This is a genomic window from Methylocystis sp. WRRC1 (assembly GCF_020733155.1).
GTDB lineage: Bacteria > Pseudomonadota > Alphaproteobacteria > Rhizobiales > Beijerinckiaceae > Methylocystis.
In genome coordinates this window covers 1,748,473-1,763,427 of the sequence record NZ_JAJFZJ010000001.1, presented here as the reverse complement: position 1 = coordinate 1,763,427, position 14,955 = coordinate 1,748,473, and the positions used below count along the sequence as shown (strand labels likewise).

Below are 14,955 nucleotides of genomic sequence, written 5' to 3'. Positions count from 1 at the left end.
AATGACGAACGCCTCTTTTCCACTATTCGAAAAAGTCCTCGTCGATTTTTTTGATCTGTAGCGTGTCTTCGACGCGACAGCCGACATTGTGCCGAATCATCAACTTCGACAGCTGCACGCCATCGATAAGCACAATGCGCTTGCTCAGATATTGAGCTGTCTCGATGGCTGATGGAGAGAAACCGGAAGTTGTTACGAAAAGTCCCTTTGTCGCCTTATGTCGATCCAGACTGCCGAAAAAGTCGCGAATTGCGCCCGATCCGATGCTATTGCCTCCGCCATAACGCTTCGCCTGTATATAGACGCGATCCAATCCGAGCGCGTCCTGGTCGATAACGCCGTCGACGCCATCGTCACCGCTTCGACCGAGCGCGTGACCCGCGTCCGTCACCGATCCCCCGTAACCCATGCTCAGCAGCAGACTGACAATAAGACGTTCAAAGAAATCGGGCGGCGCCTTGCGAACGCGCTCGAGCAAGTCCCTTGCGAGCGACGCCTCAATTTTCTTGTGCGCCAGTCGCATGAGTTCATCGGGCGTCTCTTCGACTTCAACGGCCGGCTCGCTCGCACCTTGGTCATGCGAGCTTTTTTCAGGCGATCCCCGTGTAAATTTTTCGAACTCTTCGAATTGACGAAGAAACGCATTGTCGATCCGGACGGGTTTCTTTGCAACGACTTCGCGCCCGCGCGCCGTGATTTGAAAATAACCGCGTCGAGTGCTCTCCACCAAGCCAGCCTTGCCGAGATATGTCTTTGCCCAGTGCACCCGGTTCGCGAAAACCGTTTGTGCGCCTGACGGCAGCAACTGGCTCCTATCCTCGGGCGATAACGCAAGTTGATCACCGAGTTTCTCGATGACTTCTCCGATACGGGTTTCTCCGCCGGCGCAAGCCAAAAGAACCGGAAGCATCAGGGATTGATAATCAGGAATGGACATGCGCCAATGTTTCTTTTTCTTCGTACGTCGCCGCGAATGAATCTCTTACAATTAATTACAAAGGTCCGCTGGGCGGCGTTCTTCCCCTCACTCCGCCGCCAGCACCTGCGGCGGAGGAAACGCCACTTCGATCAGCGTGCCTTCGTTCTTGCGGCTCTTGATCGTGAAGGACGCGTGGTTCGCCTCGATCAGCGCTTTCGTCAGAGGCAGGCCGAGGCCAGTGCCGCGCACCTTGCGCGAGGTTGCGATCTGCTTGAAGGGTTCGAGCGCCGTCTCCACTTCGTCGTCGGACATGCCGACGCCCGTGTCTTTCACGCGGATCACGACATAGCCCGCTTCGGTCAGCGCGGTAGAGACGATCACCTGTCCGCCGGGTTCGTTGAACTTCACGGCGTTGGAAAGAAGGTTGAGTAAAATCTGCTTCAGCGAGCGCTCGTCGGCGCGGATCGGCGGCAGGCGCTGCGCGAGCGCGAGGCGCACCACCACGCGGCCCTGATTGGCCTGCGTCTGCATGATCGACACACATTCGGAAATGATGGCGTTGGCGTCGACGCGCTCGAAGGAAAGCTCCAGCTTTCCGGCCTCGATCTTCGAGAGATCGAGCAGATCGTTGACGAGCGAGAGCACATGCGTTCCCGACGCGTGAACGTCCTTGAGATATTCCTTGTAGCGCTCGGAGCCGATCGGGCCGAAGCGCTCCTCCATCATCACTTCCGCAAAGCCGATGATGGCGTTGAGCGGCGTGCGGATTTCGTGGCTCACGCGCGCCAGAAAGTCGGATTTCGCCGCGCTGGCGTGTTCGGCGGCGACGCGCGCGGCCTCCAGTTCGTCGTTGCGGCGATCGGCCGCCGGCTCCTTCAGGCGCACGCAGATCTTGCCGGCGCCGACAGGCAGGCGCTGCAGGGACGCCTCGATGGGAACGCCGCGGGCCCGGGCGGTGAGGCGGGCGGTTTCGTTCTGCTCGCTCTTCACCCGTGAGATGAGGCCGGCGATCGTGCGCCCTTCCTGCGCCGCGAAGAGCGACGCGAGAGGGAGCCCGTCGAAGGCGCCCGTCTCGGCGCCGAACAGCGCGGCGAAGCCCGCTGTGGCGCTTTCGATCAGCCCGTCATCGCCGACGATCGCGATCGCGGAGCCGTCGGATTCGAGAACGGCGCGCAGAAGATTATTGTTTGCGCGCACGCGGGCGAGCCGCGCCTCCATCTCGCGGGCGAGCGCCAGCGCGCTTTCGTCGGGGCCGCGCGGGCGGTGGTGGTTGCGGCGCAGGGTCAGCAGCGTCGCCGCCTCGCCCTCCCATTCGAGCGTCTGCAAATGCACGTCGACGTCCAGCCTTTCGCCGTCGCTCGACTGCACGGCGGCGGGGCCGGCGTGGCCGTTGGGCTCGCCCGGACCGCGCCCGAAGAACATGCGCGCGAGACCGCCATAGGTGTCGAAGGCGGCGCGGTCGGCGTAACCGAGATAGTCGAGCAGGGTGCGGTTGACGAAAAGCGTGTCCGCCCCTCGCGCGATCAGGACGCCGACCGGCAGGCGGTCGAGCACTTCCTCCACCGTGCGGTCGCGGGCGCGGGGGGCGGCGGCCGGTTCGGCTTCCGCCGGAGCGGATTCCGTTTCCTCCGGCGCGTCGGCGGGCGTTCCCGCCGCGTCATCGCCGCTGGCGTCGCCCGCGAGCAGCGCGCGGGCGATCTCGTCGAAGGCCGATTGCTCCGAGGCGGTCAGCGTCGCGTCCGCCGCCGGGTCGCGGGGTTCTTCGATCCGCGGCGTGGCCGCAGACGGACGCAGGGGCACGACATTGTCGGCGCGATAGCCGATGTCGTCCCGTTCCGGCGCGGGAGCGGACGGCGGCGGCTTTTCCTTTTCGGGTGGCGGCGCCGCGCCCGCCCCGGCCTGCTGGCCGGGGACGACATAGGCGCGCGAAAGATGCAGCACGCCATAGCCCTGGAAACCGGCGAAGCGGCGATCGGAATCGGTCGTCGGAAGGGCGCCGAGCGTCACCGGCACGCGTTCGGAAAGATTTTCGAGAGGCCAGTCGACGTCGACGCCGCTCCAGGATTTCTGGGCGGCGATGGCCTGCGTCAGGGCGGAGTCGAGCGAGAAGCTCCTCGCCACCTCGTCTACCGGGCGGCCAAGAATATCGGCGCTTTCTTCACCCACCACATCCGCGAGCACATGGGTGATGTCGATGAACCGGCCGGCGGCGTCCGTTTTCCAGAGAAAACGCGGGGCGCGGGCGCCATGGCGCGCGACGAGCCTCTCCCGAAGGGCGATCGTCGCGGCGGAAAGGCCGCCGGACGCGACAGGAGCGGAAGCCGGGGCTGGCGCCGGCGGCGCAGAAAGCGCCTGCGGCGCTTCGGCCCGGACGCCGAGCGCGGCGATGACGAAACAGGGCGCGCCGTCCTCGCCCGCAAGCTTGCGGCAGAGGACGGTGATCGTGCGGGGCTCGTCGCCAAGATCAAAACGCAGACGCTCGAGTCGCAACGCCGCGCCATGGCGCACCGACTCGACGAGTTCGGCGAGGCGCCGGGCGCCTGGTTCGTCGCCGAAAAACAGCCGCGCGCCGAGACGTTCGGCGTCCTCGCCGAAAATGTGGCGTGCGGAGGCGTTGAGGTAGACGACGGCGAGCGGGTCGCCGCTCGCGGCGACGATCGGCGCGCCCGAGGCGTCGAGCGCCGAAAAGGCGGGGTCCGCCGCAATGCGCCTGGCCGCGAGACCGCCCTCGTCAAGGTTCACGTCCGAACCGCTCATCTCGCTTGCCGCCCCAATCGACGGAACTCCACTGAACGACTGACGCAACGCCGAGCAGGACGAGGAGACCGCCGCCCTTGGCTTGGCGCTGCCAGTTAACAGGAACTTAATCGCTCGAATCGAGGCGGTCCATGTCACTTCACGGATTTCCGCCACTTTTTTGCGCGCCGGCGGGACAGATTGACGCGCCGCACAATTTATATTGCATTGCAACATCAATTCAGGCAGAGTCTCTCCTGCCCATCGGCCGAGCGTCGAAATCGGGGCGCGCCGCGCCATTCTTGGTTTCAGGGGCGGCGACACATGAATGAGGGACAACGTCCATGGTAGATCCAATTTATCAGGTTCCGAACGAAGTGCGCGATTTTGCGGAAAAGAGCGTCGAGCAGGCGCGCAAGGCATTCGAAGGTTTCGCCGGCGCCGCCCAGAAGGCGCTGAACTCCACGACCGATCTGCCGATCGTGCCGCCGGGCGCGAAGGACGTCGGCGTCAAGGCGCTTTCCTTCGCGGAAGCCAATGTCAACGCCGCCTTCGATCTCGCGCAGAAGCTGGTCCACGCCAAGGATCCGCAGGAAGTCTTCCAGCTCCAGTCGGAATTCGTGAAATCCCAGCTCACCGCAATTCAGGAGCAGACGAAGGAGCTCGGCGCCGCGTTTCAGCGTTCGACGACCACCAAATCCTGATCTTCAACCATAAGGAGCGATCAGATGGCGACGCAGAACAGCAATGCTGGAAAGCCAATGAAGTCCGCCGAATCGAAGCCTGCGGAGACGAAGCGGGAGGCTCCCGCGGCCGCGCCGCAGGATACAACGGTCGCGAAAGACGCAATCGCCGAGGCGTCCGCCGCTGACGCGCCCGTGGTTGAAGCGAAAACAATAGAGATCGTGAGCGAAGCCAAGGCGCCGGAACCCACCGCCGTCGCGATTCTGCCGACCCCCGTGGTCGCCGAATCGGTTGATTCGCAGGAGTTCAGCGCGGCTTTCGATTTCGACGCGTCGCTCTGGTCGAAAAAATATTTCGAGCTCTGGGCGGAGAACGCTCAGGCGTTCCTCGACCTTGCCGAGCAGATCGCCCGGGCGAAGACCTTCGAGGAGGCCGCCGCCCTCCAGTCGCGCTTCGCCGGCGAGCGTTTCGAAGCCTTCCTTCGCCAGTCGAAGGAAGTCATGACGCTCGCGCAGCGCATGGCGACCGTATCGGTCGCGCCGCTGTGCGGCGCGCGCGCAGCGTAACGAACTCGCAGCCTTTTACGGGCGGCGCCCGGCGGTCTCCAGGCCGCCGGCGCCGCCTTTTTTACCTTACAGCGTCGCGACGATCAGCGCGCGCAACTCCGGCGTCACCTCCGGCATGACGCCGCTCCAGTCGCGGAAGGCCGGCCGCGCCTGATGCATGAGCATGCCAAGTCCGTCGACCGCCGTCGCGCCCATCCGCCGCGCTTCTGCGAGAAGTGGGGTCTCCAGCGGCGCGTAAACGATGTCGGCGACAAGCGCTGTCGCGGGCAGGGCGGCGAGCGACAGATCGAGCGGCTGCTGGCCGACCATGCCCTGGCTTGTCGTATTGACGAGCAGCCCCGCGCCCGCCAGCGCCTCATGCCGCTCCTGCCATGCGCAGGCGCGGACCGGCCCGCCAAAATCGGCGGCGAGCGCCTTCGCGCGTTCCATCGTGCGGTTGAACAGCCTGATTTCCCGCGCGCCCGCCTCGATCAGCCCCGAGACGATGGCGCGCGCGCCGCCGCCGGCGCCGATAACGACGCAGGGCGCGCGCGCGGCGTCCCAATCGGGCGCCGCTTCGCGTAGAGAGGCGATGAAGCCATAGCCGTCGTAATTGCGCCCGATGAGTTCGCCGTCCTGTCCCACGACGACGCAATTGACGGCGCCGATTCGCGCCGCCGCCGGCTCGATGCGGTCGAGGAAGTTCAGCGCCGCTTCCTTGTGCGGGATGGTGAGATTGCAGCCCGCGAAACACAACGCCGGCAGGGCGCGCAGAGCGGCCTCGAGCTTGCCGGGCTCGATCGCGAGCGGCACATAGACGCCGTCGATCCCGTATTGGCTCATCCAGTAGTTATGGATTTTCGGCGAGCGCGAGTGGGAAATGGGCCAGCCCATTACGCCGGCGAGAAGAAAGCGGTGGTTGTGGGATCGCATCGGGGCCCTCGGTCAGTGATGATCGTATATCGACCGATACAATGGTTGAACATGCCGCGACCATAATTCTTGCTGCGAGGCCGGCCGTTTCGCCAGCCCGGAAGTTCGAGCCGGGGAACGGGCGAGGCGGGCGAATTTCAGCGAAAGCAGTGTGCCGCGCAAGGACCGCAAGACACTCACGATCCGATCGAACTTACGGCGTATCAACTTCCTCGGCGAGTCGGATTCTGCGCGGCGATGTCAATACCCAAATCGATCAAAGTCCTCGCGATAAATATTTTCGACGAGGCTCAGAGCGTCTTTCGATAGAACCAGGTTTTCGGGCGCATCGCCGCTCGACATTTCGTGCCTCGGACTTAATGCTAGTTTGGTTCCGGGAATCAGAGCTTCCAGTCTGGCCGTCACGGCGCTCAGCCCATCCTCCAGTTTGAAGACCTCCGCGGAAGGGAGGAGGAAATCGACCATTGGCCGCAGATGGTTGTCATAGACAAAGTTGTTTTTTTGAAAGGCGGCGAGGCTGGAAACCAGCCATTCGTTGAATTCAGTCTCGAGCTTGAAGAAGCGGCGTCTCCACTTGTATTCTGACTTCAGCCTCGAAACCGGATGGCGAACGGTCATGAAAATATAATCCAGTTCTTTCACATTGAAGAGCTGCTCGATCATTTTGCCGTGAAAATGCTGAGGCGAACATGGAAAGACGCCCGGACGAAACTCTCGATCGAGAAAGCCAACGCAGTAGCGCGCAAGGCAAAATTCGATAGTGGTTCCCCCCGCCTTCGGAACATGCACAAAAAGCGCCAACTTACCGTCCATCTTATAGAGCGGCATTACATTTCTCCGTTCACAAAGTCTAACGCTTGTGAAACTACGTCGCAGGGCACGCTGAATTTTTGGATGGGAATAGGGCCCGCCGTATTAGGCGGCGGCGCCAGCACCGGCTTGCCGTCATCGCCGAGAATAAAAATATTTGCCTGTCCCCGAACGAGACCGATTGCTTGCTGGACCATGTTAATCCAGTTGAGCGCAATTACGTGAGTTTGTTGTTGCGCAAAGATGGAATTATGCAGCGCTGAGCCATATTCACCCAGCATGCTCTTGGCTCGGGCGAACATGGAAATTTGCTGCGCCAGCGGCAATTTCTCGGGACACACTTCGGAGTAGCCATAATCTATTGCAATCCGCTTGATTTCCTCCCAATTTTCGAGGTCGCGGAAATTGGCGGCGATGTTCTCCCTCGACACGAGAATCTTGTCAGGCATGACGTCGTTAGCATATAAAGATTGGCATTTATTCGCCAGCTCGTCGAAAAAATTCCTGTGAAAGGGAGTAAGCAAATACATTTTACATTGAGAAGGAATCAGGCAGTTTTTCACCAGGGCTCCCTCTTCACTCAACATCTCCACTATGACCGCATCGGGAATGGCAATGCGGATGAAATCAGCAACGAACCCCGGCTCGGAGTGGCCGAGCAGAATCGGGATTTTCATGCCGTGATCATAGTAATGCCTTACGAGCGCCAGCTTCGGAAAAACCTCAAGTAAGGAGTGCCCATAAATTTTCGAAAGAAAATGACTGATGACGAAGGCATGCTCAAGAACAAGATCCGGCGGCGCAGAGTTGAACTGATCGTGCTTATTTTTCCTGACGGGGTTGCTGAACAATTGCTCCAGGTAGCCGGGGAACTCCTCATCCGGCAAAAATAGGGCGTCCTTCGAATATAGGACGCTGGCCCCGACGACACGTATATTTCTGGCGATCAGCGTCGAAACGCCTCCAAGCCCACTACGATTAAGCCAGAGTTCGTTCTTGAAGGGCTCCATGGACCTGGCGTTCAGGACAGAAAAAAAGTGTGTGTGACGATGGGGCTGCGGAGGTTCAAAATCAAAGCGCTGAAAGTCGCCTTGGCAGGAATCAGGCAGTGTCGAGGCGACGTTGCCCGCATTTGTCCTGGGCGCATCGATGCGTCTGATGAGCATCCAGTTTTCTCCACAGGCGTTGATCGCGTTTCGATCAGCCACATAAGCATGCGCCTCATCCCTTTTGCAACCATCGGGAGTGGAGGGCCTTGCGGATTGTAATCTAATTTTTTCAGCAAGTTATGATTTGAAGGAATTGAATGTCGTCGAACAGATGCGATGACCCGCGCAAAGTCCGCCGGTCGAAATGGCGCGCTCTAAAAATCGGAGCCGATCGACCTCATCATGACGACAAACGGTTCATGCGTCGCCACAGCCGGTCGACATCTGCTTCAATTATCGCGCCAATGGCAGGCTACTTCGGGAATTCACCGAATTTGCTCTGGGCTTTCATTTCAAACCGAGGCTTTGGCGCCGGCAGAACTCGAAGGTCGTCCCCGTGCGAGGCGATTGCATCGTCATGCGGTCCGATGACCACATCGGCCGCTCGAAGTCTTGTTTTCGGATTGGTTCACGACCCGTAACGCCAGACGCCGAGATCATAGCCCGGCGGAGCGGCTGCTATGCGCGCCCGAATGTCGGGCGCGCCCCGGCTCAGGCCTGCGCGCAAGCTCCGCGCCCTGCTAGCGCGGTGAACAGCGCGTCGTCCTCGTTCACGCCGGCGTTGCCGGTCGTCAGCAGCTTCTCGCCGTAAAAGATCGAATTGGCGCCGGCGACGAGGCAGAGGATCTGCGCCTCGCGAGTCAGGAAGGAACGACCGGCCGACAGGCGCACGCGCGCCTTCGGCATGACGATGCGCGTCGTGGCGATCATGCGCACCAGATCGAGCGGATCGACCTGCTCGCGTTCGGCGAGCGGCGTGCCCTCGACGGCGACGAGCGTATTGATCGGCACGCTTTCGGGATGCGGATCGAAGCCGGCGAGAATCTGCAGCATGCCGGCGCGATCGCGCACGCTCTCGCCCATGCCGATGATGCCCCCGCAGCACATTTCGAGCCCCGCGCCGCGCACCGCCTTCAGCGTTTCGAGACGGTCCTGATAGGTGCGGGTGGTGATGATGTCGCCGTAGAATTCCGGCCCCGTGTCGAGATTGTGATTGTAGGCGGTGAGCCCCGCCTCGACGAGGCGCCTCGCCTGCGATTCGTCGATCATGCCGAGCGTGACGCAGGCCTCCATGCCGAGTTCGCGCACGCCGCGCACCATGTCGATGACCGCGTCGAAACGCTTGTCCCGGGGAGCCGAGCGCCAGGCGGCGCCCATGCAGAAACGATCGGCGCCGGCTTCCTTCGCGGCTCTCGCCGCGTCGAGCACGTCCGATGTCTGCATGAGATCGACGCGGTCGAGCTTGACCTCGCGGTGGTGCGCCGACTGCGGGCAGTAGGAGCAATCCTCCGGGCAGCCGCCGGTCTTGATCGAGAGGAGCGCCGCTTTCTGCACGTCGTTGACGTCATGATAACGGCGGTGGACGGCGTTGGCCTGCGCGACGAGGTCGAGCAGCGGCAGGTCGTGGATCGCGACGATCTCGTCGATGGTCCAGTCGTGGCGGATGTTGAAGTCGGCGGGAGCGTTCATGCCGCAGCTCACTTTCTGTTCTGCGAGCGCGCGGCGAGCTTTCGCTCCGGCGCCGCGGTCTGCGCCTTGACGTCGGCGCGTCCGCGCAACGCCATATAACCCACATAGAGCAGTGCGCCCACGTCGAAGCCGACGGTCGCCAGCACGAAGGGCGCTGGGGCGAAGGCCGAGCCCGCGCCGATATAATGCACGTAAAGCGCCCAGAACGGATGCAGCGCGAAGCCCGCGACGACGAACCAGGGGGACCCGACAATCGACAGGCCGGCGAGCGTGCCGAAGAAGGCGACGGCGGTCATCTCGAAGCCGATCCAGGTCTCGTAATTCTCCGCGCGGATGGCGAAGCCGACGTAAAGGAAGGAGACGGCGATGAGCGCATAGGCCGCGAGCAGCCCCGGCCGCGTCTTCGACCAGCGCGAAAGGACGGCGAGGCCAATGGCGAACAACAGTCCGAGCCCGGAGAAAAGGGCGATTTCCATAGTGTCGAGCATGACGTGACCGTGTAGACCGCGAGAGCGCGGGTGATTGACGAATTTTGGCCGCGGGTGGTCTATAAGCGGCGGGGCGGTTTGGAACAAGTGCCGACCCCCGCGCCCGGGCGCGGAAGCGCTCCCCCTCCGCGAAGGACTTCGAGGATGCGCCAGCTCAGCTTCCGGACCGATCGCTTCCCGACCGCGCCGGAAATCGCCGGTCAGCCCTGACGTCCGCCGCCGGAGGTCGTCCATTTTTCCGGGCCGCGTCGAAAACCCGCCGCAAGCCTGCTATAGCAGCAAGACGGCGTCTCGGGGGCGCATTCGAATTTCAAGGGTTCAGAGGGATCATGCAGGTCGACGCACAGACGAAGGAAGCGCAGGCAGCCGCAGTTCCGGCTCCGGTTCCGGCCGAAGCCGAGGCCGCGCGCAGCGACGCCTCCCTGATCGAGGACATTCGTCTGCTGGGGCGCCTCCTCGGCGACGCCGTGCGCGAGCACGAGGGGGCGGAGGCGTTCGAGCGCATCGAGACGATCCGCCGGCTGTCGGTCGCCGCCAGCCACAACAAGGACAAGGACGCGGCCGAGAAGCTCGACGCGCTTCTGCGGTCGCTGACCGCCAAGGAGGCCGGCGCCGTCATCCGCGCCTTCAGCTATTTCTCCCATCTCGCCAATATCGCGGAAGACCTGCATCCGCTGCAGCAGCGCGCGCGGGCGCAGGCCGCCGGCGGCGCGCCGACGGGGGGGCCGAGCCTCGCCCGCTCCTTCGCGACATTGCGCAAGGCGGCGGTCGGCGCCGGCAAGATCGCGGCGGCCCTGTCGCGCGGCTGGATTTCGCCCGTGCTCACGGCCCATCCGACGGAAGTGCGCCGCAAGAGCCTGCTCGACGCCGAACGTGCGATCTTCACCCTGCTCGCCGCGCGCGAGAATCTGAAGGGCAAGACCGAGCGCGCGCAGAATGAATTGCAGCTTCGCGCGCGAATCTCGCAGCTCTGGCAGACGGAGCTTCTGCGCGAGTCGCGGCTGACGGTGCGCGATGAAATCGAGAACTCGCTGAGCTATTACCGCTCCACCTTCCTGCGCGAAATCCCGAAGCTCTACGGCGAGATCGAGGCGCGGCTCGAAGGTTTGCGCGTGCCGCCTTTCCTGCGCATGGGCGCCTGGGTCGGCGGCGACCGCGACGGCAATCCCAACGTCACGGTCGATTCGCTCACGACCGCGATGCGCATGCAATGCGAGACGGCGCTGCGCTATTATCTCCTCGAGGTCCACGAGCTCGGCGCGGAGCTTTCGATCTCCCGTCGCTACGCCGGCGCGACCCGCGCGCTCGAGGAGCTCGCCGCGCGTTCGGGCGACGACAATCCGCATCGCGACAACGAACCCTATCGCCGCGCGCTGATCGGCGTCTATTCCCGCCTCGCCGGCACGCTGGAAAAACTCACCGGCGGGCAGGCCGTGCGCCACGCGCTCGCGCCCGGCGAGCCTTACGCCAATTCATGGGCTTTCCTCGCCGATCTGGTAACGATCGACGAATCGCTGCGCGTGCATCACAGCGAGGTGATCGCCACGCAGCGCCTCGAACCGCTCATCCGCGCGGTGGAGGTTTTCGGTTTCCATCTCGCGACGCTCGATCTGCGCCAGAGCTCCGACCGCCACGAAGAGACGCTCACCGAGCTGCTCGCCGTCGCGCGCATCGCCGACGATTACGCCGCTCTCCCGGAGGAGGAAAAACAGCAGCTGCTGATGCAGCTCCTGCGCGACCCGCGGCCCGTGCGCCTGCCGGGAAGGATCTACAGCGAGCGCGCCATGAGCGAACTCGCGATCCTCGAACGCGCGGTCGAGATGCGCCGTCTCTATGGCGACGAGGCGATACGCCATTACATCATCAGCCACACGGAGACGGTCAGCGATCTTCTCGAAGTGCTGCTGCTGCAGAAGGAATGCGGCCTGATGCGCGGCTCGCTCGATCCGCGCGACGCCGATTCCTCGGCCGCCGACCTCATCGTCGTGCCCCTCTTCGAGACGATCGGCGACCTGCGCAACGCCGCCCCGATCATGCGCGACTTCTATGCGCTGCCGGGCATCGCGAAACTCGTCGTCAGCTCCGGCGGCCAGCAGGACATCATGCTCGGCTATTCGGACTCCAACAAGGACGGCGGCATTCTCACGAGCATCTGGGAGCTTTATCGCGCCTCGACAGCGCTCGCGGAATTCTTCTCCTCCATGCCCAACATCACCATGCGGCTGTTCCACGGCCGCGGCGGCACGGTGGGGCGCGGCGGCGGCCCGAGCTACGACGCCATTCTCGCCCAGCCGCCGGGCACAGTGAATGGCCAGATCCGCCTCACCGAACAGGGCGAGGTGATCGCGGCGAAATACGCCAATCCGCAGATCGGCCATGTCAATCTGGAGCTGCTGGTCGCTGCGACATTGGAGGCCACGCTCCTCTCCCAGCACAAGGCGCCGCCGCCGGAGTTTCTGGAGATCGCGGAAGAACTTTCGCAGGCCGGCATGGCCGCCTATCGCGGGCTCGTCTACGAGACCGACGACTTCGTCGACTACTTCTTCTCCTCGACGCCAATCTCGGAAATCGCCTCGCTCAACATCGGCTCGCGTCCGGCCTCGCGCAAACCCTCGCGCAAGATCGAGGATCTGCGCGCCATTCCGTGGAGCTTCTCATGGGCGCAGGCGCGCGTCGCGCTGCCCGGCTGGTATGGTTTCGGCTCGGCGATCGCGGGCTATCTGAAGACCGACCACAAGGCGCGCCTCGAGCTTTTACGCCGCATGGCCCATGAATGGCCCTTCTTCCGCTCGCTCCTGTCCAACATCGACATGATCCTGTCGAAGACCGACCTCTCGATTGCGCGCCATTACGCCGGGCTCGTCGAGGATCGCGCGCTGGCCGACCGCATCTTCGGCATGATCGAGGCCGAGCATGCGCGCTCCGTCGACGCGCTGGAGAAGATTCTGGGCTCGAAGGAGCGGCTCGCGGACAATCCGGCGCTGGCGCGTTCGATCAAGCACCGTTTCCCCTATATCGCGCCGCTCAACTATCTGCAGGTCGAGCTCATCCGGCGCCATCGCTCCGGCATGACCGACGCCGAGATTCGCGAAGGCATTCTGATGTCGATCAACGGCGTGTCGGCGGGCCTGCGCAATACAGGCTGAGCGCCGATCTACGGCGCGCGCTGTCCTCAAATCGCGGGAATCGCGCGCCGCGCCCCTTCCTCGGGGGCCGGGCGAGACTCGGCGCGGCCGTAATAGGCGCCCTGGAAATAATCCACGCCCCATTCGCGGAGGATTTCCGCGGTCTCTTCGTCCTCGACCCATTCGGCGACCGTCTCGAGTTCGAGATGGCGCGCGAGGTCGATGAGCGTGCGCACGAAGAACCGGTCGTCGGCCGAGGTCGAGATGTTCTGCACAAAGGCGCCGTCGATCTTCACGAGGTCGAAGGCGAGATCGCGCAGATTGCGGAAGGAGGTGTGGCCGGCTCCGAAATCGTCCATCGCCACCTTGACTCCGAGGCGCTTGCAGGAGGCGATGAGATTTCGCGTCGTCTCGAAATCCTCGATCATGCTCGTCTCGGTGATCTCGACGATGAGACGCTGCGCGACGCTGGGATTGATCGTGATCGCGCTCGCGAGGCGATCCGGCCATTCCGGATCGAGAATCGAGGCCATCGAGCAATTGACCGACACGCGCAGATCGGGCTCCGCCGCGAGCCGTTCGAGCGCGAGCTCCATCACGCGCTGGTCGAGAAGGCGGACGAGGCCGGCCTTTTCCGCCACCGGGAGGATCGTGGCCGGCGCGACCATCGAACCATCCGCCAGACGCACGCGCAGCAGCGCCTCATGGAACGCGACCTTGCCGTTCGCAGCGTGCACGATCGGCTGGAAGGCGAGTTCGACACGCCGGTCGTTCAGCGCGGAAACGATGCTGTCGGCGACCTGAAGGGCGCGCAGCCGCGCGTCCTCCCGCGCGAGCGAGGCGGTGTAGGCGACGAAGCGCTTGCCGTTGCCCTGGCGGGCGACGTCGAGCGCCTCCTCGGCGTGCTGGAAGAGAATTTGCGGCGCGCGGCCCTCGCGCGGCCCGATGACGCCGCCGATGCGGATCGTCGCCGGGATGGCGCCGGCCGAGGTCTCGAAGGGCGTCTCCTTCACCAGATCGAGCAGGCGGCGGGCGACGGAGAGCGTCTGCTCGGTGTCGCAATTGTCGAGCACCAGCGCGAATTTGTTGCCTGCGTGACGCGCGACGATGTCGCAGACGCGGACATTCGCCCGCAGTCGCCGCGCAAGGCCCGCGATCACCTCGTCGCCCGCGTCATAGCCATAGGTGCGGTTGAGCGCGAAAAGGTTTTCCAGCGCGACCAGCATGACCGCGAAAGGCTTGCGGTTGCGTTCGCTCTGCGTGAGGAAGCGCTGCACGTGTTCGGAGAGCTGGGCGCGGTTCAGAACGCCGGTCAGCGGATCGATCTGCGAGCCGAGCGCGAGCTTGCGCTCCATTTCATGGCGCTCGGTCACGACGCGCACGACGCCATGGGCGCGCGCCGGTCGTCCGTCCGAATCGGCGAACCAGCGGCCGGTGTCCTCGACCCAGACGGACTGCGCCGGGCCATGTTCGCGCGGGGGCGCGAGCGCATAGACGACCTGATAGGCGACGCCCTCGCCGGAATCCTTCGCCTCGGACTGCATGACGACGTCATAGCGGGAGGCGACGCTTTCGGTGGCGATCCTTTCGCCGAAAGCGAGTCCCGTCCCGAGATCGCAGGCGGCGATCGGCCCCAGCGCCTCCGCGAGATTGGCGCCCCAGTCGAGCCGGTCCGTCGCAATGTCCCAATGGTAGACGACCTCTCCGATCGACGACAGGATCGCGCGCGCGTCCGGACCGAAGGCGGGCTCGGCCGCAGCCGGCGGCGGGGCAAGCGGCGCCTTGAGGATGGAGGAGGGCGGACGGGAAACGGGGGCCTCGGCGCCGCGATTGGCGATATGCCGCAATTGCATGAGTGCAGAACTTCCAGCGCTTAAGCTTCGGACGCCAGAGCTTCGCCGACAATTGTAAATTCGGCGTTGCGGAAATCTTCAGATCAGCCGGATTCAGCTACGGAGTTTCCGCGAACCGCCGGAGGGTTGCCAAATCCTTTTGTAAAAACAGTTGTCTACATCGGCGCTGGACGATCGTCGAGCG

At 63.7% G+C, this 14,955-nt stretch carries 11 protein-coding genes; 3 read left to right on the top strand and 8 right to left on the bottom strand.

Annotated features, from left to right (window positions below):
* Positions 1 to 22: 22 nt before the first annotated feature.
* Both LG047_RS08505 and LG047_RS08500 read right to left on the bottom strand, forming a co-directional pair.
* Positions 23 to 937 carry a restriction endonuclease gene (locus tag LG047_RS08505; RefSeq protein ID WP_227966294.1) on the bottom strand — a complete coding sequence of 305 codons (915 nt, stop codon included), beginning with the start codon at positions 935 to 937 and terminating at the stop codon, positions 23 to 25.
* An 87-nt stretch (positions 938 to 1,024) separates the two neighbouring features.
* Entirely contained in the window at positions 1,025 to 3,676 is a 2,652-nt protein-coding gene (locus LG047_RS08500) for a HAMP domain-containing sensor histidine kinase (protein ID WP_227966293.1), read from the bottom strand.
* 323 nt (positions 3,677 to 3,999) lie between these two features.
* On the opposite strand from LG047_RS08500, the gene LG047_RS08495 reads away from it, so the two are divergent.
* A complete protein-coding gene (locus tag LG047_RS08495; protein ID WP_036283817.1) occupies positions 4,000 to 4,359 on the top strand; it encodes a phasin in 360 nt (119 codons plus the stop codon).
* A gap of 24 nt (positions 4,360 to 4,383) precedes the next feature.
* A complete protein-coding gene (locus LG047_RS08490) occupies positions 4,384 to 4,905 on the top strand; it encodes a phasin family protein (RefSeq protein ID WP_227966292.1) in 522 nt (173 codons plus the stop codon).
* Between the two features lie 66 nt (positions 4,906 to 4,971).
* Here LG047_RS08490 and LG047_RS08485 read toward each other — a convergent pair whose 3' ends face one another.
* The 5 genes from LG047_RS08485 to LG047_RS08465 all read right to left on the bottom strand — a co-directional run bounded on the left by LG047_RS08485 (position 4,972) and on the right by LG047_RS08465 (position 9,793).
* Positions 4,972 to 5,817, bottom strand: coding sequence for a shikimate dehydrogenase (locus tag LG047_RS08485; RefSeq protein ID WP_227966291.1), 846 nt, complete (start codon positions 5,815 to 5,817; stop codon positions 4,972 to 4,974).
* Positions 5,818 to 6,057: 240 nt separating this feature from the next.
* A complete protein-coding gene (locus LG047_RS08480; protein ID WP_227966290.1) occupies positions 6,058 to 6,645 on the bottom strand; it encodes a sulfotransferase family 2 domain-containing protein in 588 nt (195 codons plus the stop codon).
* On the bottom strand, positions 6,645 to 7,835 hold the full coding sequence (locus LG047_RS08475) for a glycosyltransferase 61 family protein (protein WP_227966289.1): 1,191 nt from the start codon (positions 7,833 to 7,835) through the stop codon (positions 6,645 to 6,647). The genes LG047_RS08480 and LG047_RS08475 overlap by 1 nt, the downstream gene beginning before the upstream one ends.
* Positions 7,836 to 8,327: 492 nt before the next feature.
* Positions 8,328 to 9,305 (bottom strand): biotin synthase BioB, encoded by a 978-nt coding sequence (gene bioB / locus LG047_RS08470; RefSeq protein WP_227966288.1) that lies wholly within the window; start codon positions 9,303 to 9,305, stop codon positions 8,328 to 8,330.
* Positions 9,306 to 9,313: 8 nt separating this feature from the next.
* On the bottom strand, positions 9,314 to 9,793 hold the full coding sequence (locus tag LG047_RS08465) for a PTS sugar transporter subunit IIA (protein WP_227966287.1): 480 nt from the start codon (positions 9,791 to 9,793) through the stop codon (positions 9,314 to 9,316).
* Between the two features lie 329 nt (positions 9,794 to 10,122).
* Between LG047_RS08465 and ppc the strand changes: the two genes are divergently transcribed.
* Positions 10,123 to 12,939, top strand: coding sequence for a phosphoenolpyruvate carboxylase (ppc, locus tag LG047_RS08460; protein ID WP_227966286.1), 2,817 nt, complete (start codon positions 10,123 to 10,125; stop codon positions 12,937 to 12,939).
* 26 nt (positions 12,940 to 12,965) lie between these two features.
* Here ppc and LG047_RS08455 read toward each other — a convergent pair whose 3' ends face one another.
* Positions 12,966 to 14,771, bottom strand: coding sequence for a bifunctional diguanylate cyclase/phosphodiesterase (locus LG047_RS08455; RefSeq protein WP_227966285.1), 1,806 nt, complete (start codon positions 14,769 to 14,771; stop codon positions 12,966 to 12,968).
* Positions 14,772 to 14,955: the final 184 nt, after the last annotated feature.

Coding starts and splice junctions, on each gene's coding strand:
- LG047_RS08505 (WP_227966294.1), bottom strand. CDS start 937: ATGTCCATTCCTGATTATCAATCCCTGATGCTTCCGGTTCTTTTGGCT.
- LG047_RS08500 (WP_227966293.1), bottom strand. CDS start 3,676: ATGAGCGGTTCGGACGTGAACCTTGACGAGGGCGGTCTCGCGGCCAGG.
- LG047_RS08495 (WP_036283817.1), top strand. CDS start 4,000: ATGGTAGATCCAATTTATCAGGTTCCGAACGAAGTGCGCGATTTTGCG.
- LG047_RS08490 (WP_227966292.1), top strand. CDS start 4,384: ATGGCGACGCAGAACAGCAATGCTGGAAAGCCAATGAAGTCCGCCGAA.
- LG047_RS08485 (WP_227966291.1), bottom strand. CDS start 5,817: ATGCGATCCCACAACCACCGCTTTCTTCTCGCCGGCGTAATGGGCTGG.
- LG047_RS08480 (WP_227966290.1), bottom strand. CDS start 6,645: ATGCCGCTCTATAAGATGGACGGTAAGTTGGCGCTTTTTGTGCATGTT.
- bioB (WP_227966288.1), bottom strand. CDS start 9,305: ATGAACGCTCCCGCCGACTTCAACATCCGCCACGACTGGACCATCGAC.
- LG047_RS08465 (WP_227966287.1), bottom strand. CDS start 9,793: ATGCTCGACACTATGGAAATCGCCCTTTTCTCCGGGCTCGGACTGTTG.
- ppc (WP_227966286.1), top strand. CDS start 10,123: ATGCAGGTCGACGCACAGACGAAGGAAGCGCAGGCAGCCGCAGTTCCG.
- LG047_RS08455 (WP_227966285.1), bottom strand. CDS start 14,771: ATGCAATTGCGGCATATCGCCAATCGCGGCGCCGAGGCCCCCGTTTCC.